Source organism: Aliiroseovarius sp. CAU 1755 (assembly GCF_054482655.1).
Map to the genome: position 1 here is coordinate 88,110 of NZ_JBTLRH010000003.1, position 20,425 is coordinate 108,534.

23 protein-coding genes are annotated in these 20,425 nt (G+C 60.0%); 13 read left to right on the forward strand and 10 right to left on the reverse strand.

What is annotated here, in order from left to right; translation table 11 throughout:
* Positions 1-19 precede the first annotated feature (19 nt).
* Positions 20-355: a ferredoxin FdxA gene (gene fdxA / locus ACXYMP_RS12330; protein ID WP_248365160.1), complete on the forward strand. Its 336-nt coding sequence runs from the start codon at positions 20-22 to the stop codon at positions 353-355.
* A 295-nt stretch (positions 356-650) separates the two neighbouring features.
* On the forward strand, positions 651-1,157 hold the full coding sequence (locus tag ACXYMP_RS12335) for a CarD family transcriptional regulator (protein ID WP_298571103.1): 507 nt from the start codon (positions 651-653) through the stop codon (positions 1,155-1,157).
* A 63-nt stretch (positions 1,158-1,220) separates the two neighbouring features.
* On the opposite strand, the gene cobS is transcribed toward ACXYMP_RS12335, so the two are convergent.
* Positions 1,221-2,015, reverse strand: coding sequence for an adenosylcobinamide-GDP ribazoletransferase (gene cobS, locus ACXYMP_RS12340; RefSeq protein WP_298571101.1), 795 nt, complete (start codon positions 2,013-2,015; stop codon positions 1,221-1,223).
* A gap of 79 nt (positions 2,016-2,094) precedes the next feature.
* Here cobS and cobT point away from each other — a divergent pair, with 79 nt between their 5' ends.
* On the forward strand, positions 2,095-3,114 hold the full coding sequence (cobT, locus tag ACXYMP_RS12345) for a nicotinate-nucleotide--dimethylbenzimidazole phosphoribosyltransferase (RefSeq protein WP_458906660.1): 1,020 nt from the start codon (positions 2,095-2,097) through the stop codon (positions 3,112-3,114).
* Between the two features lie 32 nt (positions 3,115-3,146).
* Here the strand turns inward: cobT and ACXYMP_RS12350 are convergent, their stop codons facing one another.
* Both ACXYMP_RS12350 and ACXYMP_RS12355 read right to left on the reverse strand, forming a co-directional pair.
* Positions 3,147-4,172, reverse strand: coding sequence for a chemotaxis protein (locus ACXYMP_RS12350; protein ID WP_458906662.1), 1,026 nt, complete (start codon positions 4,170-4,172; stop codon positions 3,147-3,149).
* Positions 4,173-4,484: 312 nt separating this feature from the next.
* The gene (locus tag ACXYMP_RS12355) at positions 4,485-4,946 is read right to left on the reverse strand and encodes an Lrp/AsnC family transcriptional regulator (protein ID WP_298571094.1); all 462 of its coding nucleotides are present in this window, start codon (positions 4,944-4,946) and stop codon (positions 4,485-4,487) included.
* A 141-nt stretch (positions 4,947-5,087) separates the two neighbouring features.
* Between ACXYMP_RS12355 and hppD the strand changes: the two genes are divergently transcribed.
* A complete protein-coding gene (gene hppD, locus ACXYMP_RS12360) occupies positions 5,088-6,185 on the forward strand; it encodes a 4-hydroxyphenylpyruvate dioxygenase (RefSeq protein ID WP_458906665.1) in 1,098 nt (365 codons plus the stop codon).
* Between the two features lie 75 nt (positions 6,186-6,260).
* Here hppD and ACXYMP_RS12365 read toward each other — a convergent pair whose 3' ends face one another.
* Positions 6,261-9,227: a hypothetical protein gene (locus tag ACXYMP_RS12365; RefSeq protein ID WP_458906667.1), complete on the reverse strand. Its 2,967-nt coding sequence runs from the start codon at positions 9,225-9,227 to the stop codon at positions 6,261-6,263.
* Positions 9,228-9,413: 186 nt separating this feature from the next.
* Between ACXYMP_RS12365 and ACXYMP_RS12370 the strand changes: the two genes are divergently transcribed.
* The gene (locus ACXYMP_RS12370; RefSeq protein WP_458906669.1) at positions 9,414-10,112 is read left to right on the forward strand and encodes an SIMPL domain-containing protein; all 699 of its coding nucleotides are present in this window, start codon (positions 9,414-9,416) and stop codon (positions 10,110-10,112) included.
* A gap of 72 nt (positions 10,113-10,184) precedes the next feature.
* Here ACXYMP_RS12370 and ACXYMP_RS12375 read toward each other — a convergent pair whose 3' ends face one another.
* Positions 10,185-11,477 carry an O-acetylhomoserine aminocarboxypropyltransferase/cysteine synthase family protein gene (locus ACXYMP_RS12375; RefSeq protein WP_458906671.1) on the reverse strand — a complete coding sequence of 431 codons (1,293 nt, stop codon included), beginning with the start codon at positions 11,475-11,477 and terminating at the stop codon, positions 10,185-10,187.
* A 180-nt stretch (positions 11,478-11,657) separates the two neighbouring features.
* On the opposite strand from ACXYMP_RS12375, the gene ACXYMP_RS12380 reads away from it, so the two are divergent.
* Positions 11,658-12,071: a VOC family protein gene (locus tag ACXYMP_RS12380; RefSeq protein ID WP_458906673.1), complete on the forward strand. Its 414-nt coding sequence runs from the start codon at positions 11,658-11,660 to the stop codon at positions 12,069-12,071.
* A gap of 245 nt (positions 12,072-12,316) precedes the next feature.
* The gene (locus ACXYMP_RS12385; RefSeq protein ID WP_298571084.1) at positions 12,317-12,523 is read left to right on the forward strand and encodes a cold-shock protein; all 207 of its coding nucleotides are present in this window, start codon (positions 12,317-12,319) and stop codon (positions 12,521-12,523) included.
* A gap of 181 nt (positions 12,524-12,704) precedes the next feature.
* Here ACXYMP_RS12385 and ACXYMP_RS12390 read toward each other — a convergent pair whose 3' ends face one another.
* Positions 12,705-13,718 (reverse strand): hypothetical protein, encoded by a 1,014-nt coding sequence (locus tag ACXYMP_RS12390; RefSeq protein ID WP_458906676.1) that lies wholly within the window; start codon positions 13,716-13,718, stop codon positions 12,705-12,707.
* Positions 13,719-13,885: 167 nt separating this feature from the next.
* Between ACXYMP_RS12390 and ACXYMP_RS12395 the strand changes: the two genes are divergently transcribed.
* Positions 13,886-14,299, forward strand: coding sequence for a hypothetical protein (locus tag ACXYMP_RS12395; protein WP_298571080.1), 414 nt, complete (start codon positions 13,886-13,888; stop codon positions 14,297-14,299).
* A gap of 12 nt (positions 14,300-14,311) precedes the next feature.
* On the opposite strand, the gene ACXYMP_RS12400 is transcribed toward ACXYMP_RS12395, so the two are convergent.
* The 4 genes from ACXYMP_RS12400 to ACXYMP_RS12415 form a co-directional block, all read right to left on the reverse strand.
* Positions 14,312-14,806, reverse strand: coding sequence for a flavin reductase family protein (locus ACXYMP_RS12400; protein ID WP_298571078.1), 495 nt, complete (start codon positions 14,804-14,806; stop codon positions 14,312-14,314).
* Positions 14,807-14,965: 159 nt separating this feature from the next.
* The gene (locus ACXYMP_RS12405; protein ID WP_458906679.1) at positions 14,966-16,024 is read right to left on the reverse strand and encodes a YeeE/YedE family protein; all 1,059 of its coding nucleotides are present in this window, start codon (positions 16,022-16,024) and stop codon (positions 14,966-14,968) included.
* 60 nt (positions 16,025-16,084) lie between these two features.
* Positions 16,085-16,450: an ArsR/SmtB family transcription factor gene (locus tag ACXYMP_RS12410; protein ID WP_298571074.1), complete on the reverse strand. Its 366-nt coding sequence runs from the start codon at positions 16,448-16,450 to the stop codon at positions 16,085-16,087.
* 172 nt (positions 16,451-16,622) lie between these two features.
* Complete coding sequence (locus tag ACXYMP_RS12415) at positions 16,623-17,012, reverse strand: thioredoxin family protein (protein ID WP_298571072.1); 390 nt, start codon at positions 17,010-17,012, stop codon at positions 16,623-16,625.
* 82 nt (positions 17,013-17,094) lie between these two features.
* On the opposite strand from ACXYMP_RS12415, the gene ACXYMP_RS12420 reads away from it, so the two are divergent.
* From ACXYMP_RS12420 to soxA, 5 genes are all read left to right on the forward strand, one after another.
* On the forward strand, positions 17,095-17,832 hold the full coding sequence (locus ACXYMP_RS12420; RefSeq protein ID WP_458906682.1) for a cytochrome c biogenesis CcdA family protein: 738 nt from the start codon (positions 17,095-17,097) through the stop codon (positions 17,830-17,832).
* A 328-nt stretch (positions 17,833-18,160) separates the two neighbouring features.
* Positions 18,161-18,631 (forward strand): sulfur oxidation c-type cytochrome SoxX, encoded by a 471-nt coding sequence (gene soxX, locus ACXYMP_RS12425; protein ID WP_298571069.1) that lies wholly within the window; start codon positions 18,161-18,163, stop codon positions 18,629-18,631.
* Between the two features lie 41 nt (positions 18,632-18,672).
* Entirely contained in the window at positions 18,673-19,089 is a 417-nt protein-coding gene (gene soxY / locus ACXYMP_RS12430) for a thiosulfate oxidation carrier protein SoxY (RefSeq protein WP_298571067.1), read from the forward strand.
* 18 nt (positions 19,090-19,107) lie between these two features.
* Complete coding sequence (soxZ, locus tag ACXYMP_RS12435) at positions 19,108-19,437, forward strand: thiosulfate oxidation carrier complex protein SoxZ (protein WP_298571065.1); 330 nt, start codon at positions 19,108-19,110, stop codon at positions 19,435-19,437.
* A gap of 27 nt (positions 19,438-19,464) precedes the next feature.
* Positions 19,465-20,316, forward strand: a complete 852-nt coding sequence (soxA, locus tag ACXYMP_RS12440) for a sulfur oxidation c-type cytochrome SoxA (protein WP_458906685.1) — start codon at positions 19,465-19,467, stop codon at positions 20,314-20,316.
* The last annotated feature ends 109 nt before the right edge of the window (positions 20,317-20,425 follow it).

Consider the following 20,425-nt stretch of genomic DNA (forward strand, 5'->3'; position numbering starts at 1 on the left):
GCCAAATTGAGGTGTCCACATGACCTATGTCGTTCTAGATAACTGCATCGCCTGCAAATACACCGATTGCGTCGAGGTTTGCCCCGTAGATTGTTTCTACGAAGGCGAGAATATGCTGGTGATTCACCCTGATGAATGCATCGACTGCGGTGTTTGTGAACCCGAATGTCCGGCGGATGCGATCCGCGCAGACACTGAGCCGGGCACCGAAAGCTGGGTCGAGTTCAACCGCAAATATTCCGAGCTCTGGCCCGTGATCATCGAACGCAAAGACCCAATGCCCGACGCGGAAGAACGCGATGGGGAAGAGGGCAAGATGCAGAAATACTTCTCCGAAGCCCCTGCAGAGCAGTGATTCGAATAGCCGAGGTTTTCTGCCCGTTTTGATCTGTATTTGACCGCCGGTCAGTCTTCTAAGTTACTGTTCGGGTTTGATTAACGCGCGCTGCTGCACTGCGGCACTTTCTGCAGGGCGCATTTTGTGCTATACTCCCTGTCAGACAGTTGGGATCCACCCTGCCACATGGCAGATTGTTTCGAAAATGAGATTGACCCGAAGGGAGCGTTTGCCCCCTGCGGTGTTCTTTTCGCTTCGCGAACAGCGCGTATTCCGACCGCACACTGAAACAAATACGCAAAGGATGCGTTGTATGACCAAGAAAAAGCTGGATTTCCGCCCTGACGAGTTTGTCGTCTATCCGGCGCATGGCGTTGGCAAGATCGTTTCGATCGAAGAACAAGAAGTCGCCGGGATCGAGCTGGAGCTTTTTGTCATTTCGTTTGAAAAAGACAAGATGATGCTTCGCGTGCCGACCCACAAGGCGACCGAAGTCGGGATGCGCAGCTTGGCCAGCCCGGATGAAGTGTCGAAGGCAATGGACACGTTGAAAGGCAAGGCCCGTGTGAAACGCGCCATGTGGTCGCGTCGGGCGCAGGAATACGAGCAGAAAATCAACTCGGGCGATCTGCAATCCATCGCTGAGGTCGTGCGCGACCTTCACCGCACGGATGATCAGCGCGAACAAAGCTATTCCGAGCGTCAGCTTTATGAAGCCGCGCTTGAGCGTCTAACCCGCGAAGTCGCCGCCGTTGGCGGTGGGGATGAGCTGGCCGCGCAAAAACGCGTAAGCGATGTGCTGATGTCGCGCGCCGCCTAAGCGCGGCGTTCGACGCAGAAGAAAATCCGCCGTTCGGGACACCGGGCGGCGGTTTTTTTGTGTTTAGGTCTGACTAAGCAGCGCCGCGAAGACCGCCAGCGCCGCAATCTCGGAAAGCTGTTGGCTGGCACCAAGGATGTCGCCGGTCTGACCGCCGATTTTCGTTCTGGCCAATGCCGCCAAGGCCAACACCGGGACCGCAATCCAGAAAAACAGCGCCAGCAGCGCCCAAGGTGCGAAGATCAAGGTCGCCACGCCGCCCAGAGCGGTGGCAAGCCCGGCCGTCTTGACCGGAACGCGACCAACGGATTGGGCCAGTCCTACCTTGCGTGCATTTGGCAGCGAGGCCATCAGGATCACCATCGGCACCCGGCTCACCAGCCCGCAGACCAGAATAGCCCCAAATGCGCCGGACAGGGGCAGAAGGGCCGCGAGTGCGCTGATCCTGAGCAAAAGCGCCAAGATCAATGCGATCACACCATAGGCGCCGATCCGGCTGTCTTTCATGATTTCAAGGCGGCGCGCTGTGTCTTGGCCACCCCACAGCCCATCCGCTGTGTCGGCCAGCCCGTCTTCGTGCATGGCTCCGGTGACCATCACCTGCGCGCCCACCGCTAATGTCGCGGCCCAAATTGGCCCCGCACCCAGACCCAATGCCGCAAAGCCGGTCACGGCCGCAAGGCCGGCGGGCACCAGCCCGGCCACAGGCCACGCCCAGGCTGCCTGCGCGCCGCGTGCCACCGCGCGCGTTGTGTCCACCTTGATCGGCAAACGGGTCAACAGCCCCAACGCGGCTGGAACATCGACCGGGTCGATCAGCGGCGCGTCATCATGGGTATGTGTGTCGTGTTTGGTCATATTTGGTCTTTTGCGGTCTGGTTGCGGGCCACTGCCATGGGTAAAGAGGGTGTCAACGGGAATCAATCGGGATCATGCCATGACCACGCCGCCTTTCGCCTCGCTCTTGGAATTTGAAGCGGTGCTATTGGGAGCGCCAGACCCGGACAGCGACGCCCGCGCTGCTGCGCAGGATCGTAATGGCCAACTGACCAAACCCCCCGGCGCGTTGGGACGGTTAGAGGATTTGGCGATTTGGTATGGCAGCTGGCGTGGCACCGGTCGCCCTGCGGTCAATGCGCCACAAGTGATTGTCTTTGCTGGCAATCACGGGATCACGGCACAAGGGGTATCTGCTTTCCCGGCCGAAGTGACCGAACAAATGGTGCTGAATTTTCAACATGGCGGTGCGGCCATCAACCAGTTGTCCAAAACGTTCGGCGCGAAAATGGATGTCCATGCGCTGTCTCTGGATGCACCAACGGCAGATTTCACCCGTGGACCCGCGATGGACGAAGCTGATCTGCTGGACGCATTGGCAATCGGCTGGAACGCTGTCGATGGGCGGACTGACCTGCTGGTCACCGGAGAGATGGGTATCGGCAACACGACCTCGGCGGCGGCAATCGCCTTCGCGCTGTTCGGAGGCGCGCCTGAGGACTGGGTGGGGCGTGGCACGGGTGTCGACGACGCTGGTCTTGACCTAAAGGCGCGGGTTGTCGGCGCGGGGCTTCAGGCGAACCCAATGGCGAAAGGCAACGGGATAGAGGCGCTGCGCTGCCTTGGCGGTCGCGAAGTGGCGGCCATGGCCGGAGCCATGGCGCGCGCGCGTGTCGACCGCATTCCGGTCATCCTTGACGGGTTCATCTGCTCGGCCGCGGCAGCCTGCCTGAATGCGATATCCCCGACCGCGCTGGATCATGTGGTGGCAGGTCACGTGTCGGCCGAAGCGGCGCATGGTCAGGTGCTGGCCGCGTTGAACAAGGCGCCGCTTCTGTCCATGGGGATGCGATTGGGCGAAGGGTCGGGTGGTGCACTTGCCATTGGCATCTTGCAAGGCGCAGTGGCTTGCCATTCCGGCATGGCGACCTTTGCCGAAGCGGGTGTTTCAGACGCCTGAAGTTAGTTCAGTGCGCCTCTCGCCACGCCATGTCAGTCACGGGTCAGCGCTATGATATGCGCCTTGGCCTCGACCGCCTCAAGCCGCGCTGTGACCCGTTCCTGAAACAGCTTTAGCTGTTGGATGATGTCTGCCAGCCCAATGCCCCCTTCCTGCAAGCGCGCACTTTCGATTTTGCACATGATGCGTGTCGAGCTTAGCCCAAGCACATAGCGGTTCATCACCTTGCAGGCATCCAGAATGCGTCTGGTTTCCCTGCGCACCTGCATCAAACCCTCATGGGCCAGGGTCTGGTAGGCTTTCGTCGCGGCGATCAATTGCGCATGTTCTTCGCTTGCGTCCTGATGTCCGAGCTTGCGTTGCTCATGGCGCATCTGCGCCTCGCACTCTGCCAAGACCCTGACCATCCCGGTCAGAAACAACGAGGTCGCGACCGTGCCCGTGATCTTGGAAAAGTCGCTTTTCGGGCCAAGCACGTTGTGTTCAAACCATCCCGACATTTCGCGCGACATGGTGCCATAGTTCTGCGATAGCGTGGAAATCGGTCCGCCTGTGGGTTCCAGACGCGAGGCGATGACCCTTAGATTGTGTGGAATGGTCTGCATCCCTTCGAAATCGTGGATCAACGCTTGGGTTTCGGCGGCCATATTGCGCGCGGCCTCGAACGTCGCCTTCATGGCTTGCAGATGCGGGTCCGCAGCACCTGTCAGGGCAAGATCGCGGCAGGTCAGTTCTTCGGCCAAGGCAATGGCGGCAAATTGGTCATAGCTGGCAAAGCCCAGATCAGCGAGTTGTCCCAGCAGGTGCTGCGCGCTGTCGTCGGGCGCTAGCTTGTCCGACTTTTCCGCCGCTGAAAGGTCGGCATAGACCGTTTCCATCTTTCGCCACAACGGGCTCGAGGGCTTGATCCGTGCCGACAGATACCCGTCACCCAGCGGCAAAACGACCGCAAAAACCCAATAGTGAAGGCCGTCACGCGCCAAGTTCTTAACATAGGCGCCAAAGGGGTCACCTTGCCCGATCCGGGTCCAGAAATAGTGGAAGACACCTCGCGGCATGTCCGGGTGTCGCACGATTTTATGGGGCGCGCCGATCAGGTCAGGCCAGTCATAGTCGCTGACCCGACGAAAGACGTAGTTCCCTGATTGAATGACCCCTCGTTTGTCTGTGCGAGAATAAAATACCTCGTCCAACCGAAAGGGGGCGGCGCCTGTCTTGGGGCGTTGTTCTTGTCGCCGGTCAATGAATGTCAAACTGGTCTGCCCATGTTATTGCCGATGCCAAATGCGGGTGCCGGTCGACACCTGAGGCCCTCAGCTTATAGGTCAGACCCGTTTTGCATCGGTTAACGGGCGGGAAGAAAGTTGCCTTCAACTGTGATCAGTCGGCAGGGGGGCATCTTGTTTGACATGGTCCAGCACAATCTGGCTTTGAACCCGTGCCACCGAAGGGTGCGGCAACAACACATCGTGGATCAGCTCGTTCAAGGCGCCGAGATCCGAGCAATAGACCCGCATCAGGTAGTCGGAATTGCCCGTCAGCGTCCAGACCGATGTCACTTCGGGCCGCAATTCGACCAGACGCAGAAAAGCGCGCGCGGCTTTTGGGGCTTGGCTTTCCATCTGCACTTGCACGAAGGCCTGCACATGCAGCCCAAGGCGCGCCGGGTCCAGCCGCGCGGCATAGGCGCGGATATAGCCCTGTTCTTCGAGCCGGGCGCGCCGTCGTCCTGCCTGACTGGCCGACAGGTTCAATCGCTCGCCCAGATCCTGTGCGGTCATCTGCGCGTCGATCTGCAACGCCTTCAATAGCCGCCGGTCTGTTTCGTCCATATGCGTGATCTCCACGGAATTCTGCCAAATATGCGCAAAACGCGCGGTATTTATCCAAAATACTGCAAAGAACGCGCGAAAAAATCAATGCTCTTGCGTGATACTCGTTCCATAACACGTTAATGAACAGGAGAGATCCACATGGGTCCGTTTCCACATGATGCCCCGCGCGCTGAAATCAGCGAAAAGAACCCCGCCGGAACCGACGGGTTCGAATTTGTCGAATTTGCCCATCCTGACCCGCAGGAATTGCGTGACCTTTTCACCAAGATGGGGTTTGAACACACCGCCAACCACAAACGACGCAAGATCGAGCTGTGGCAACAAGGCGACGTCAGCTATCTGATCAACATCGAACCGGGCAGTCATGCCGCGGACTTCATTGATCAACACGGCCCCTGTGCGCCCTCGATGGGCTGGCGCGTTGTCGATGCACAGCGCGCGTTTGACCATGCGGTGAAGATGGGGGCAAAACCCTATGAGGCGGATGGCAAGGCGATGGATGTGCCTGCGATCTATGGCATCGGCGACTCGCTGATCTATTTCATCGACCAGTATTTCGACACCAGCGCCTATAACGCTGAGTTTGACTGGATCGCGGATGCCCACCCCAAGGGGGTTGGGTTTTACTACCTCGATCACCTCACCCACAATGTCTTCAAGGGCAACATGGATGTGTGGTTCAAGTTCTACGGCGATTTGTTCAACTTCGAAGAAATCAGGTTTTTCGACATTCAGGGCAAGCATAGCGGGCTGTTCAGCCGCGCGTTGACCTCGCCCTGTGGCAAGATCCGCATCCCGCTGAACGAAGATCGCGGCGAGAAAGGTCAGATCGTCGCCTATCTTGAGAAATACAAAGGCGAGGGCATCCAGCACATCGCTGTCGGCACCGAGGATATCTATGCCTCGGTCGACGAGATTGCGGCGCGTGGGCTGAAATTCATGCCCGGTCCAAACGAGACCTATTATGACCTCTCCTATGACCGCGTGACGGGTCACGATGAACCCAAGGCCGACATGATGAAGCATGGTATTCTGATCGACGGCGAAGGTGTCCTTGGTGGCGGCGAAACACGTATCTTGCTTCAGATATTCTCGAAAACCGTGATCGGCCCGATCTTCTTTGAGTTTATCCAACGCAAGGGCGATGATGGCTTTGGCGAAGGCAACTTCAAAGCGCTGTTTGAATCCATTGAACGCGAACAGATTGAAAAAGGTGAATTGGGCGACGTGGCCTGAAGGGCCGGTTAGCAATCCAATTCAAGCAAGATTTGACGCCCGGCATGCACGATGTCGGGCGTCTTCCATTCAGTCCTAGCTGAAGGGAAGCACGACCAGTTCGTGGGTGCGCGACCCCTTTTTGTAAACCAGCTTCGTGGCCGAGATCGACAGAACCTTGCCACCATCCAGTCGGCTGCCCACCCCGACTTTCAAGTAACGACCCGATGGCAGCCGAACCAAGGCGCGCCGCGCCGAGGCCGAACCGTAGATCCCGATCAGGCTGACCTTGCGCAGATTGATCGCATTCTTGATCGTGGCTTGCTTGGCCACCGAGGCACGGGTCGGGATCTTCGGAGAAACGGTTTGCGCCGGCGAGGCCGCGGCGGCCGCCACGACGACAGACCCATCAGAGGCATCCCCATTGTCGCGTGATTGCGCGACGATCTTGCCGAAATTACGCGGGCGATGGCGTGGTTCGATCGACTTGGCGATGGCCAGCTTGGTCGGGGCGATGACTGCCGCCGCTGCGCTTTCGAAAACCTCGGCGTTTTCAAGCGCTGCTGCAATCGCGGCGGCCTGAGCGGCGGCTTTCGGCGTTGTTGGGCGCGCGCGTGGGCGCAAGCCAGCCATTTCGTTACGTGTGCGCCCGCCGAGCTGCAACCGTTCGTTGCCTTCGATCAGGCCCTCAGGGCGCGCGCGGGGGCGCAGACCGGGCTGCCCCGGCGCGACCTCGGTGGCCTCTTCTGGTTCCGGCTCGGTTGTGCTGCCCGGGCGCGGGGCGGGAAACAGCGATGGACGCCCAGCAAATACGATCGCGCCATCCGGTGTCAGCGCGCCATCAGGCGTTGCCAGAACCAGCCCGTCTTCGTTCAACGCAAACGTGGTGCCCAAGGGGGGCGGGGCGGCCAGGAGCAGACCTTCGGCCCCGAAGACGGTCAACGCAGGCGAGGGCAGGGCGATCGCATCATTGTTGCCTGCCAGCGGGTCGATTGAGGCGATGTAGAGATCGTCCAGATCATCGGTCACGGGGTCGCGCAACGGGTCCGGGGACCGCTGCCAGATCCCGGTCGCGGCATAGCGCGCTTGGGCGGCTTCGGAGGATAAGGGGTCGGGCGCGTTCGGATCGGCCCCGGTAACAAGTGCGCCATCTTCCTGATCATCGGTAGGGGCGTTGGCCGCGTCGATCTCGGCGCGATCAAGGTCAATTGGACGTGACGAAATCGCCGCTTCGAACTGGTCTTCACGGTCTGGAAACAACCACGCCGTGCTGTCGGTCATGAAAAACATCGACCAGATCACCACGACCGCCATGAACAACAGCAAACCAAGCACCAGAAAGACCCCAAGATATTTGGGTTTTCCGCCGATAACCTGCGTCTGACGCGCGCCAAAGATCGTCATCGCTTCGGCTTCACGGGTCCGGCGCGATGGGGGTCGTTGGCCTGTTGCCCCGGACGCCTGTGACGCCTGTGACGGCTGCGGCGGCGGCGCGATGGCGGTATCGGTTTCGGCCGATTGCGCCGCTTCCTGTTTGCGCCGCAGCCCGAATGCGCGCGCGCGTCCGGCCTCGGGCGTGTTTGGCGTGTCTGTTGCGGTCTTGCGAGGTTGCGGCAGCTTCTTGGCGGCATTGCGCCCGATGGCGCTGGCCGCACCGGCCGCCGCCGCCACACCAGCCACGCTTTTGCGGGCCGCCGTGGCGAGTTTCTCGGTCCCTTTCACGGCGTTGCGTTCAGGGCGTTTAGATGCCTCGGCCGACGCAAGATCAGGGTCGTCCCCGAATGCGGTGGGCGCAGTGACGGGCACGTGAACCGTCTTTGCGGGCGCCGTCGGTGCATCACCGTCGGGCTGCTCAGAGCTGGCCTGTGGCGGTGTGGCAAGATCAGCCGCGTCCCGGCTCACGCCAAACGACAACCGGGGCAGAGCGTCCGGCGCCGGCTCGACTTGCGGCGCCTCGGGCGCAGGCTTGTCAGCGGCAGGTTTGTCAGGGGCCGTGGGGGATGTGTCAGGGCGGTCAGCGGCGTCGTCCTCTGGTCGCGGGTCAGTATGATCCACGGCAGAAACCTCTGCCCGTTCTTCCGCGCGGCTGGACGAGAATGAGGGGCTGGCCTGCGTCTGCGGGCGCACAGCCGGGTCAGTGGACGGCGCAGGAGGCGCAGGTGGTGGCGGTGGCGCAGAAGGCGTTTCGGACGGCTCGGCACGGGTCTGTGCTGCAGGCGCTTTGGTGGAGGGCGGCAGGCTGGGTTCGCGCTCCGGGGCGGCGGGTTGCTTGGCGCCCGCCGGGTCTGAATTCGCATCGGTCGACCGCGCCTTGTCGGTGCGATCGCTGCTGCCAAGGGTCAGCGGAGGTGAGGCCGGCTGCTCCGGGGTTGGCGGGAAGGGGGCAAGTTCCGGCAGCGTTTTGGCCCCGTCCGAAGGCTTGCGCGCGCTGGTGTCCGTGCTGGCCGTGCCTTCGGGCTCAGAGGTGCTTTGGTCAGGGGCCGCAGTTGCGGTCGCTTGTATCGTGGCTGGGGTCTGTCCCAAAAGGACGGGAACGGGGCGCGTATCACGATCAACCCGCGTGCCCGGCGCCAAGACATTGGCGCTGGACAGGCCAAAGAATGCCTCGCCCGAAAAGCTGGCTTCGGGACGGGCCACAAAACTGACAGGGTTAAGCTTGTGCTCTGTTGCGAAAGCTTCTGCCTCGTCGAGCGTTTCTTGGGCGACAACCGCGACATGGACCAAGGCCGTATCGTTCGCGTCCGGATGCCAGTCGAACACAAGATCGTCCACCGCATAAGGTGTCAGCCCCTCAAGCCCTTCGCGTATCCGCGCCTCGCGAGTGACGTCATCGGGGCCGGGGGCGGTCAGGCTAGTGAAAAGAAGTTGCGATCCGGGGATGATCAGCTTGGCCGAAAACCCGCCACTTTCCAACGCCGCTGCCTTTTGGCGCAGACCCTCGAGCGCACCATGCATATCGGGGTCGTCCAGCGACAACTCGCCCACAAGCGTCCAGCCGCCCTTGCCTCTATGGACAAGACCGATGCCGTCATGGCTGAGATCAAGCGCGAAATTGGGTTTCATGCCGTCTGACGTCCTGTCGTAACCCCACCCGAATAGACCGGGACCCTTCTTCAAAGCAGGCACATCCCATTGGCTGGGCCCACTGCATTGAAACTATAGCAGGAAATTGCCCATGGAAAGGGGGGCTGGAGGGCAGCCTTGCACATGGCGAAGATCGGCGCAAAGTGGCCGAAACAGGAGGCTAAGATGCGAAGAACGATTGCGATTATGGGTTTGGTGTTGGCGTTTGCCACGCCGCTTCAAGCTGAAAACGACGCTGCAGCGCGACTGACGGTCACAGGGCAGGGCGTCGCTGACGTGGTGCCGGACATGGCCCGGATCAGCCTTGGCGTGACCAAAGACGCGCCAGAGGCGCCCGTTGCACTTGAGGGCGTGGCCAAGGTCGCGCAGGCGATATTCGCCCGGCTGGAGGCGGTTGGGATCGCCCCGCGCGACATGCAAACTGCGCAGGTCAGCCTGGCACCCCGTTATGATTACAACCGCAACAGCGATGGGCCACCGAAGCTGACAGGCTTCACCGCGAGCACGACACTAGCTGTGCAGGTGCGCGCATTGGATCAACTGGGCGCGATCATGTCGGCGGTAACGCAGGACGGTGCAAATCAACTGAACGGGCTGCAGTTTGACGTGCAGGACCGGGCCAGCGCCGAAGACGCGGCGCGCGCAGATGCGGTCAAGGACGCGATGGCGCGGGCAAAGGTGCTGGCGGACGCTGCGGGTGTCACGCTGGGGCCGATCATCTCGATCCACGAAGGCGGCGCACGGGCGGCGCCAGTCTATGGCCGCATGACGATGGAGGCCGCGCAGTCGGACATGCCGATTGCGGCGGGCGAGCTTGAGATCGGATCAAGCGTGACTATGGTGTTCGAATTGCTTGAAGAATGATCTGAAGGGCATTGTAATAAAATAAAAAAGGCCACCCTTTCAGGTGGCCTTTTTCTAGTTGGTGATCCAGACTTAGGCCGTGGCCTTCGCCAGCGCCTGATCCAGATCGGCGATGATGTCAGCGGCATCCTCGGTCCCGATCGAGATGCGCACCACGTTGGGTGCAGCCCCTGCGGCTTTCTGCTGCTCTGGCGACAATTGCCGGTGCGTGGTCGAGGCCGAGTGGATGATCAGCGACCGCGTGTCGCCAAGGTTCGCCACGTGGCTGAACAGTTCCAGACTGTCCACCAGCTTGACGCAGGCGTCATAACCGCCCTTGACCGCGACGGTGAACAACGCCCCTGCGCCTTTCGGGCAGACGGTCGCGATGCGGTGCTTATAGGGCGAGCTGTCCAGACCTGCATAGGTCACGGCATCGACGCGCGGGTCGGATTCAAGCCAATTGGCGACCTCAATGGCGTTGGCGACGTGTTTTTCCATGCGCAGCGACAGGGTTTCGATCCCCATCAGCGTATAATGCGCGGCTTGTGGGTTCATGGTCATGCCCAGATCGCGCAGGCCAATGGCGATGCCGTGGAAGGTGAACGCCATCGGGCCGAGCGCCTCGGCAAAGACCAGACCGTGATAGGCGGGCTCTGGCTGGCTGAGCGACGGGAACTTGTCGGACGCCATCCAGTCGAACTTGCCCGAATCCACCACGCAGCCACCCATGACGGTGCCGTTGCCGGTCAGGTATTTTGTGGTCGAATGCACGACCAGCGTCGCGCCCAGCGAGATCGGGTTGCACAGGTAAGGGGTGGCCGAGGTGTTGTCGACGATCAACGGCACGCCCGCTTTGTCCGAAATTGCGGCGATCGCCGGAATGTCGGTGATGTAGCCACCGGGGTTTGCGATGGATTCGCAGAACACCGCGCGGGTGTTGTCGTCGATGGCAGCGGCCACGGCGGCCTCGTCATCGAAATCGACGAACTTGGTTTCCCAGCCGAACCGCTTGATGGTCTGGCTCAGCTGCGTGACGGACCCACCATACAAACGGGTCGAGGCAACGATGTTCTTGCCCGGCGACATCAGCGGGAACAGCGCCATGATTTGTGCCGCGTGACCGGACGAACAGCACACAGCACCCGCACCACCTTCCAGCGCCGCGATGCGGTTTTGCAGGGCGGCGATCGTTGGGTTGGTCAGGCGGGAATAGATGTAGCCCACTTCTTCCAGATTGAAGAGCCGCGCGGCGTGGTCGGCGTCTTTGAAGACATAGGCGGTGGTCTGGTAAATCGGCACCTGACGGGCACCGGTGGCCGGATCAGGTTCGGTGCCAGCATGAATTTGCAGCGTGTCAAAGGCCAGTTGGCGGTCGTTGGACATGAAAGTCTCCCTCGTTTTCGTTGCGCGCAGGCTAGGCGAAAGGGCGTGGCGCTTCAACGGGTCTTGCTAAGTGAAACGGGCAGGGGTGCGGACATTGGAACCGCATTTGCGCCGGCGCTTTCGGCTGGTCCTTTTTTCGCCCGCTGCTATGGTTTTCAGAACCTTGTTCCGGAGCACGCCATGCTGACCCCTTTCCACCTTGCCCTGAATGTCACTGATCTGGACGCCGCGCGCAGCTTTTACGGCGACCTGCTGGGGTGTAAGGAGGGGCGATCCACAGACAGTTGGGTCGATTTCAGCTTCTTCGGCCACCAGCTCAGCCTGCATCTGGGCACACCATTTGAGACCTCCGACACCGGTAAGGTCGGCGCGCATATGGTGGCGATGCCGCATTTCGGTGTGGTGCTTGGCTATAACGACTGGCGCGGGCTGGCTGATCGGCTTGAGGCGCATGGCACTGACTGGGTGATCCCACCCACCGCCCGATTTGAGGGCGAGCCGGGCGAACAATGGACGATGTTTTTCCGTGATCCATCCGGCAATCCGATCGAAGTGAAGGGGTTTCGCGATTTATCGCGCGTGTTCGCAAGCTAATCCAGACCCTGTTCACCCCTTGCCTTCCGTCGTCGCGGCGTGGCGTTCGGCAATTTGGCGCGCAAATTTCCACCGAAAATCAGCCGCAAGAGAAAAACACTTGTATTTTTGACCCAAGAGCCCCATGTAATCCCTGCGACGTTACGACTATCGACTACACTGCTCCTAAAGGCTCAGTCTCTCGATCTTGTACTGACTTTGCCGACCTGCCGCATCCTGCGGGCAGACTAACTAGGAGAAATATGATGGCTACTGGTACCGTCAAATGGTTCAACACAACTAAAGGCTTCGGCTTCATCGCACCTGAAGGTGGCGGCAAAGACGTGTTCGTGCACATCTCGGCTGTTGAGCGCGCAGGCCTGACCGGTCTGGCCGATGACCAAAAAGTGACTTTCGACATCGAACCCGGCCGTGACGGCCGCGAAAGCGCGTCGAACATCGCTCTGGCATAAGCCTTGAGTTCTAGATAGGTCGAGGTTTCCTTGACCAAGTGGGGCGCATCGGAAACGGTGCGCCCTTCTTCTTTGCAATGTGGGCCTTCATGATCGTGCAGGCCCGCGTGGCCCTGATCGGTCCGCCATCGGCACAGCCTGATAAAGCTGGCAATCCTAGCAAGCGGCAAAGCTTCGTGCGCTACCGCATCCAGAACCCTTCACGTTTGATCCGGTTGCGGATCACCTGTTCACGGCGGGGCAGGGCGTCGCGGTCGAACAGGGCGCGCACTTTCTGGCCGCGCCCCTGATAGATCATTCGCTTGATCGGATCATATTCCTTCAGGATCTTCTTGATTTTGTTTGGGGCGGCCGCGGCCTCGATCGTGTTAATCACGTGGTCGGATTCGCGTGCATACATCAGTGGCAAAATGCGCCAGTGGCAGGTGATATCGCCATCCAGCCCGGCCAGCTCCGGCCCCGGGCGCCCACCCCCAAGGCTTGAAATCACGAGCGGCAAGGCGATTTGATCCAGCCACGGGAACAGTTCCTGACAGACCAGCGCATCGGGGCGGTCGTCGCGGATGGCCAGCGCATAGTCCAGATACCGTTGGCCGAAGACCCGTGGGCAAGCGCCGAAAAACCATCCGGCATTGAAATACATGTAGCGTTGCCAATATTCGTCTGGTTGGCTCGGATCCAGCGACGCGGCGTAATCAAGACCGAACCGGTCATAGAGGGATTTCCAGATCTCGCCATAACCGGGGCCGTAGAGTTCGATCTGCGGCCATGTGCCTTCGCGTTTCATCGACGCCGAGGGGCGATCGAAATCGAACGCGACCTGTGACAGCTTTCCGGTCACCACGGTGTCGCTGTCGAAAAAGATGAAGGGTTCGCCTTCGGGCAGGACTGACAGGCCTTCGATCTTGTTTCCATTGGGATACTCGTGACCGAAATGTGTGTTCTCGAACGGTATGATCTCGGCGCCCAGCATCTCCAGCGCCTCGCAGATATGCGGCTTGAGGCGTGGGTCGTTGGGCCAGTGGTCGCCAGGTTGGGGTTCGGCAATGATCAAGCGGCCGGAAAAGTCGGGGTCGGCGTGCCGCAGCGATGCGGCAAACAACAACGCCTCGTAGGACAGCCGACCGGCCTGCGCGACAAGCATAATGTTGACGGCAGGGCGTGATTTTGCCGATCGGCGGGGGGCTTTGTTCATCGTTGCTTTGCCTGTCGTCTTTGTTTGGGGCAGTATAGGCGCGAAGCAGGCGAGTCTGAAAGTGTTGACGACGCGAAACCTGCAATGATCTCGGACCGGAGTTGCACCCGCTCTTGCGTAGGTTGCGCAAGGCACGTGTGCTCCGGTCCTGCAAGAAGGAACGTTTTATGCGCAAGTCGATGAGTGCGGCGGTCGGTTTGGCTTTGTTGGCGACCCAGGCGGGGGCACAGGATTTCACCACGGCAGACGAGGTGCGCCCGATCCTCGAGGCGACCAAGTCCAATTGGGTGGCAGTGCGGGAATACGAGGGGCAAGATCTGCTCTATTTCACCCATCTTCTGGCGTGGCGCTGCGGACTGGACCGCATCCACTATGCGCTGAATGGCGGGTCTGAACGCCAGTTCGAGGCCGAACCCTGTTATGAAGGCGAATCGCAACCCAACGCGATCAAGGTGGAAGACAAACTGCCCTATCTGAGCTTTGAGCTTGGCACGATCGAAACAGTCACGGTGCGCCTGGTCTATGATGATGGGCAAGAAGCGACCGGCGCCTACGAGCGTGCGTCGATCATGACCCCCTGATGGGTTGCCCGATCAATCAGGCGTGCTGAACGCGCCGAATTTGCCTGCATGAAACGCCAGTGGCGCCCCGTCGAACTGCGTCACCCGCAAGACCCGGCCCAACATGATTGAATGATCGCCAGCGTCCACAACCCGGTCCGTTGCGCATTCGAAACGGGCCAGACAGGGCACCACCAAGGGCAGGCCATGCGCGCCCAGGCTGTTATCGACGGTCGAAAAGTCCTCGCCTTGCCGGGCGAAGTGGCGCGCCAGATCCACCTGATCCTCGCGCAGCACATGCACCGTGAAATGGGACGCGGCCACGAACCCGTCATGGCGGGCCGAGACTTTGGCCGGACACCACAAGATCAAGGGCGGGTCCAGCGACACCGAGGTAAAGCTGTTCACCGTCATCGCCAGCGGCCCGCGCGCCGTGGTGGTGGTGACCAGTGCAACACCGGTTGTGAACTGCCCAAGGGCGGCCCGAAAGGCGCCAGCATGGTCCGGGCTTGGGGTGAAGCTGGTCATGGACGGTCTGTCCCCTGTCATCCTGTTTTGCCCATGGGGCAATCGCGTCGTTTTCGGCGCGGACCCTATAGCGCTTCGGACCAAACATGAAGCAGGAGTTTTCACCGCCTGACAAGCAGGGCATCGACAGGGCCAATGCGATGGACCTTACGGGTTCGCTCACTCGGCGATGGCGAAGCCCGAAATCAACTGCCGCAGTCCAAGTGCGGCGCCGGCAACAATCGCCAGAAAGGTGACAGGAGCGCCGTAATAAAGGATCGCGAAGGCCGACAAGCCCTGACCGATCGAGCACCCAAACGCGATGACCGCGCCAAGACCCATGATCGCGGCCCCGCCGATCTGGCGTTTCAGCTCGCGCGGGTCTTCACAGGCCTCCCAGCGGAAGTGACCTTTGAACAGGCTTCCGATGAAAGCCCCGACCAACACGCCGACGACGCTGCCGACGCCAAAGTTGAGATTGCTGCCAGACGAGGTCATCAGGTAAAGAACCATGTCGCCCAACGGGGCGGAGAACGTGTGGCTTTCCATTGGGATAGCGGCAAATCCGTTCTCCAGAACCCACGCAGTGCCGCCCCAGCCAGTCACGATCGCAAGACCAGCTATGGTGGCCCAGAATGTCTCCTTGTGGGCGCGGCGCATCTCTTTGGTGGTGAACATCGCGGCGACGAGCACGGCGCCAAGGATGATCCCGATCAGCGCAGGCGACATGCCTGTGACGCGCCCCAGACCATCAGCGACGGATGGCAACGCGGTCGGGTCCGCAGCGCTTTCAGGAAAGAGCATCACCCGCAGCCACGCAAGCGGGCCGGAAATGGCGACATAGGCTGACACGCCCATCACAAGCACGATGACAAAGGCGCGCAGATCACCGCCGCCAAGCCGCGCCAAGGCCCCGAACCCGCAGTTTCCCGACAGCGCCATGCCATACCCGAACATCAGACCGCCGATGACCGAGGCGATCGGGTTCCAGCCCAATCGAAGGTAGACCGCGTCTGCGGCCTGAATGGTCTCGGCTGCCATCAGAACATGCGTGCCGATCATCGCGACACCGATCGCGATACCCCACATACGAAGCCGTAAAAACGACCCGGCATAAAGAGCATCTTCGATGGCACCCAGCGTGCAGAACCGGCCAAGCCGGGCCGACAAGCCCAGCATTACGCCGCCGATCAGTCCGACAAGAGCGGCCAAACTGGTGTCGCTGATCCAGTCAAACATAGGCCACTCCTTCGCTTCCGGATTGACGAATTGGGGACGGTGGCGGTGGGGTGCGCCGGTTTATTCCGCAGCCTTGCGATCGTCGGCCGGCGTGTCGAGCGAACAGAAAAGCTCGTAAATCACTTCAAGAATGCGCCGGGGGCGATCATCGGTCAAAGAATAATAGATCGTCTTGCCTTCGCGCCGCGGCGTCACAAGCCCCTCAAGCCGCAGACGGGCCAGTTGCTGGGACACGGCCGCCTGGCGGGCATGCAGAAGGTTTTCCAGTTCGGTCACAGATTTTTCGCCGGTGACAAGATGGCAAAGGATCATCAGTCGCCCCTCGTGGCTGATCGCCTTGAGAAGGGTCGAGGCATCACAGGCGCTGGTCATCATCTTGTCCAGCTCGTCATTTGTCATATTCTCGCGGATGACAGGCAATGCCATTGTCGGATCCTCTTTCTATCTGATACCGCACTTTTTCTGTCATAAAGGTGCAGCGATCAATTTGCAATCTTGCCGCATTTGCGTTCAATCGACCGTGATCACGGTGTCACAGCGCCCTTTTTGACCAAATCGTGGGCTTGTTGGTCTATGCAGGGCTTTGCCAATCGGATTGCTAATTCTCAGGCGGCGTATAGTCGGTCTGGTCGACCAGCATCTGTTTTAGCAGCCCCCAGAAGAAATCCTCGCCAGGATACCCTTCAAGGCGGGAAAGCTCTTTGCCGTCCTCGATCAGCACGAAGGTCGGGGTGAACATGGCCGGACGGACAAGGGTGAAACCGTGCCGCGAAACCGCGTCGCTTTTGCGTAAATCGTGCAGTTGCACCTTGCGCAGCGGGGCAAACTGGCCTTCGGGCGTTTTCGGATAGATGGCGCCCAGCTCTCTTTCCCATTTGGCGCACCACGCACAGCCCGGCTCCTCGACCATGATCAACTCGGCCGCGCGAACAGGTGCGCCAAGAAAGACGCAAAGCGCAAGTGTCGCGGCAGCAAAGGCACGTAGCATGAAGTATCCCGTTCGCGAAAAGGTTGACCTTGTTTCAATACAACACCTAATTTGAATATGTTGCGAATTCAAGGAACACCATATGTTGGACATCTCATTGGCAGGCGCTGCGTTCGCGGGGCTGTTGTCGTTTTTCACGCCCTGTATCCTGCCCATGGTGCCGTTTTATCTGTGCTACATGGCTGGAATTTCGATGTCTGAGCTAACGGGTGATGGGAAAATCAGCTCTGGTGCGCAGAAACGGCTTGTGGTGTCTGCCATCGCATTTGCGCTTGGGGTGACGACGATCTTCATCCTTTTGGGGCTGGGGGCCACGGCTCTTGGGTCCACCTTCGCGCGTCACAAGGAAACGCTTAGCTATTTTGGCGCGGCCATCCTGTTGGTCTTCGGTCTGCACTTCCTTGGCGTGATGAAAATCCCGTTTCTGTATCGCGAGGCGCGTTTGGAAAGCCGGGCCGAGCCCAGTTCGATCATCGGCGCCTATCTGATGGGGCTGGCCTTCGGCTTTGGATGGACGCCCTGTGTTGGCCCGGCGCTGGCCTCGATCCTGATGATTGCCAGCGGCATGGGGGATTTGTGGCGCGGGGCGCTGTTGCTTGCCGTCTATGGGCTGGCCATGACCACACCATTTGTCATAGCGGCGCTGTTTGCGCGACCGTTTCTGGCGTGGGCGGGGCGCAATCGAAAATACCTGCCATGGGTCGAGCGGGTCATGGGGGTCATGCTGATCCTGTTTGCGGTGCTGATCGTGACCAACAGCGTCAACGCGATCGGGCAGTTCTTGCTCGACTGGATGCCATGGCTGGCCAGCGTCGGCTAGGCATTGGTCGCCCGCAAGGGGGATTCGCGCACGGTCCGCTCAGATGGCCCCAGAGCAGCATCGCACGCGATCACTTTTTTCATTGCTCATGCAACGACTCGACGAAGCTCTGCAAAAGAGACGCCTAAAGCGGCAGACCAAGCGCCCCGTGTGGGGTGGTAAAACCTCAACGTATACAGCGGTACCCTGCCAGCAGCACCGCCGATTTCGCAGGTGCAGCGAAGCCATAGGTGTCGGCGCCCTAACATTAATTCAAATAATGGAATTTGATATTGCGAAAATTACTTCACATGGCTAGTTTATCACAACAACGGTCATGGGAGGTAACATGAAGCGGACAACGATCACGCTTGTAGCCCTGCTTGCAGGGCTTGGAATGGCAAACGCCGAAACGGTAATGCCAGAAGCTGTCACGTTTGAAGAGGGCGCAGTCGCCCAATCTTTGACGGGCGTCACGGGCAACCCGGCGGAAGGTGCCAAGGTTGTTTCAACGAAATCGATGGGCAATTGCATTGCCTGCCACGAAATCACCGATCTGGAAGATGTTCCCTTTCATGGTGAGGTGGGACCGTTGCTCGATGGGGCAGGGGATCGCTGGACCGCGGCAGAGCTGCGCGGCATTCTGGTAAACGCCAAGGTATTGTTCGAGGACTCGGTCATGCCGGCCTTCTACCAAACCACCGGGTTCAACCGCCTGGGCAATGCCTACACGGGCAAGGCGCATGAAGGCGAAGTCCAACCGCTGCTGTCGGCACAGCAGATCGAAGATGTTGTCGCCTACCTGATGACGCTGAAATAAGCACACAGGTCGGCACGAAAACCTATCTACAGGAGACACAGATGAAATTCACTCGACGTGAAGCTCTGGCACTTGGACTCGGCGCGACCGCCGTCGCCATGCTGCCGATGCGTGCGGCGGCTGCCGCCGACGAGGCGATCGCCGCCTTCACCGGTGGCGCTGAAGCTGGCGCTGGCGGGATCACCCTGACAGCCCCCGAGATTGCAGAGAACGGCAACACAGTGCCGGTATCGGTCGACGCCCCCGGCGCCGTTTCGATCCTGCTGCTGGCCGCAGGCAACCCGACCCCCGGTGTGGCGCAGTTCAACTTCGGCGAAGCCGCCGGTAGCCAGGCTGCATCAACCCGTATTCGTTTGGCCGGCACTCAAGACGTGATTGCGATCGCCAAGATGGCCGATGGCAGCTTCGTGCAAGCCACTTCGACCGTTAAAGTCACCATCGGCGGCTGCGGCGGCTAATCAGAGGAGTTTGAAGACATGGCAAAAGGTGTAAAACCCCGCGTAAAAGTCCCCAAGTCGGCAAGCGCCGGCGAAGTGGTGACCCTGAAGACCCTGATCAGCCACAAGATGGAATCGGGTCAGCGCAAAGACGGCGACGGCAACCTGATCCCGCGCTCGATCATCAACCGTTTCACGTGCGAGCTGAACGGCAAGATGGTGGTCGACGTGACTCTGGAACCGGCGATTTCGACCAATCCGTATCTGGAATTCGACGCCAAGGTCGACGAAGCCGGTGATTTCAAATTCACCTGGTATGACGACGACGGCTCTGTCTACGAAGAGTCGAAGCCGATCGCAGTCGGCTAAGCGCGGCGCAAGGGAGGAATAAATATAATGAAAAAACTTCACGGCATAGCAGCATTGATCGCTGCCTCGTTCACCGGGGCGGCGGTCGCCACCGCCGATGAAAACGCTGAACTTATCATCAATGGTGACATCGAGATCGTCACCAAAACGGCCGCACCTGCGCATCTTTCGGATGCGCTGGACGAAGTGATGTCCGGCTGGCGTTTCCGGTCCGATCAGACCCAGACCATGCAAATGGATGATTTCGACAACCCCGGTATGTTGGGTGTCGAAAACGGGATCGAGATCTGGTCCACCGCTGATGGCACCGAAGGCAAGTCCTGTGCTGATTGTCACGGTGCACCGGAAGATATGGCCGGCGTCAAAGCGGTCTATCCCAAGTGGAATGACGAAGCCCAAGAAGTTCGCACATTGCAAATGCAGGTGAACGATTGTCGCGAAAACCGCATGGGGGCCGAGCCTTGGGGCTATGACAAGGCGCCCGCCATCGATACCGAGGCGCTTTTGGCGTCCGTGTCACGCGGGATGCCGGTCAATGTCGCCATTGACGGCCCGGCGCAGGCCACATGGGAGCAGGGTAAAGAGCTTTACTATACCCGTTTCGGTCAGTTGGACCTGAGCTGTGCCAACTGTCACGAACAGAACTATGGCAACATGATCCGCGCCGACCACCTGAGCCAAGGTCAGATCAATGGATTTCCGACGTATCGATTGAAAAACACCAAGCTGAACGGCATTCATTCGCGCTTCAAAGGCTGCATCCGCGATACGCGCGCTGAAACGTTCAGCCCGGGGTCGGACGAGTTCGTGGCGCTTGAGCTTTATGTCGCTTCGCGCGGCAACGGTCTGTCGGTCGAAGGTCCGTCTGTCCGTAACTAAGTCTTTCGCCCCGTCCGGGTTCATCCGGGCGGGGTTTCTTTTCGTGAACACATTCAAACCTGCGCATGACTTGTGGTCGCCAAGGGTTTGAAAGCCAAGGAAAACCGCA

Coding starts and splice junctions, on each gene's coding strand:
- ACXYMP_RS12410 (WP_298571074.1), bottom strand. CDS start 16,450: ATGGCATTGCCTGTCATCCGCGAGAATATGACAAATGACGAGCTGGAC.
- soxA (WP_458906685.1), top strand. CDS start 19,465: ATGAAAAAACTTCACGGCATAGCAGCATTGATCGCTGCCTCGTTCACC.
- ACXYMP_RS12355 (WP_298571094.1), bottom strand. CDS start 4,946: ATGGACGAAACAGACCGGCGGCTATTGAAGGCGTTGCAGATCGACGCG.
- ACXYMP_RS12405 (WP_458906679.1), bottom strand. CDS start 16,024: ATGTTTGACTGGATCAGCGACACCAGTTTGGCCGCTCTTGTCGGACTG.
- fdxA (WP_248365160.1), top strand. CDS start 20: ATGACCTATGTCGTTCTAGATAACTGCATCGCCTGCAAATACACCGAT.
- ACXYMP_RS12385 (WP_298571084.1), top strand. CDS start 12,317: ATGGCTACTGGTACCGTCAAATGGTTCAACACAACTAAAGGCTTCGGC.
- soxX (WP_298571069.1), top strand. CDS start 18,161: ATGAAGCGGACAACGATCACGCTTGTAGCCCTGCTTGCAGGGCTTGGA.
- ACXYMP_RS12350 (WP_458906662.1), bottom strand. CDS start 4,172: ATGCCGCGAGGTGTCTTCCACTATTTCTGGACCCGGATCGGGCAAGGT.
- ACXYMP_RS12370 (WP_458906669.1), top strand. CDS start 9,414: ATGCGAAGAACGATTGCGATTATGGGTTTGGTGTTGGCGTTTGCCACG.
- ACXYMP_RS12335 (WP_298571103.1), top strand. CDS start 651: ATGACCAAGAAAAAGCTGGATTTCCGCCCTGACGAGTTTGTCGTCTAT.
- soxY (WP_298571067.1), top strand. CDS start 18,673: ATGAAATTCACTCGACGTGAAGCTCTGGCACTTGGACTCGGCGCGACC.
- soxZ (WP_298571065.1), top strand. CDS start 19,108: ATGGCAAAAGGTGTAAAACCCCGCGTAAAAGTCCCCAAGTCGGCAAGC.
- ACXYMP_RS12380 (WP_458906673.1), top strand. CDS start 11,658: ATGCTGACCCCTTTCCACCTTGCCCTGAATGTCACTGATCTGGACGCC.
- ACXYMP_RS12420 (WP_458906682.1), top strand. CDS start 17,095: ATGTTGGACATCTCATTGGCAGGCGCTGCGTTCGCGGGGCTGTTGTCG.
- ACXYMP_RS12390 (WP_458906676.1), bottom strand. CDS start 13,718: ATGAACAAAGCCCCCCGCCGATCGGCAAAATCACGCCCTGCCGTCAAC.
- ACXYMP_RS12415 (WP_298571072.1), bottom strand. CDS start 17,012: ATGCTACGTGCCTTTGCTGCCGCGACACTTGCGCTTTGCGTCTTTCTT.
- ACXYMP_RS12375 (WP_458906671.1), bottom strand. CDS start 11,477: ATGTCCAACGACCGCCAACTGGCCTTTGACACGCTGCAAATTCATGCT.
- hppD (WP_458906665.1), top strand. CDS start 5,088: ATGGGTCCGTTTCCACATGATGCCCCGCGCGCTGAAATCAGCGAAAAG.
- ACXYMP_RS12395 (WP_298571080.1), top strand. CDS start 13,886: ATGCGCAAGTCGATGAGTGCGGCGGTCGGTTTGGCTTTGTTGGCGACC.
- ACXYMP_RS12365 (WP_458906667.1), bottom strand. CDS start 9,227: ATGAAACCCAATTTCGCGCTTGATCTCAGCCATGACGGCATCGGTCTT.
- cobS (WP_298571101.1), bottom strand. CDS start 2,015: ATGACCAAACACGACACACATACCCATGATGACGCGCCGCTGATCGAC.
- ACXYMP_RS12400 (WP_298571078.1), bottom strand. CDS start 14,806: ATGACCAGCTTCACCCCAAGCCCGGACCATGCTGGCGCCTTTCGGGCC.
- cobT (WP_458906660.1), top strand. CDS start 2,095: ATGACCACGCCGCCTTTCGCCTCGCTCTTGGAATTTGAAGCGGTGCTA.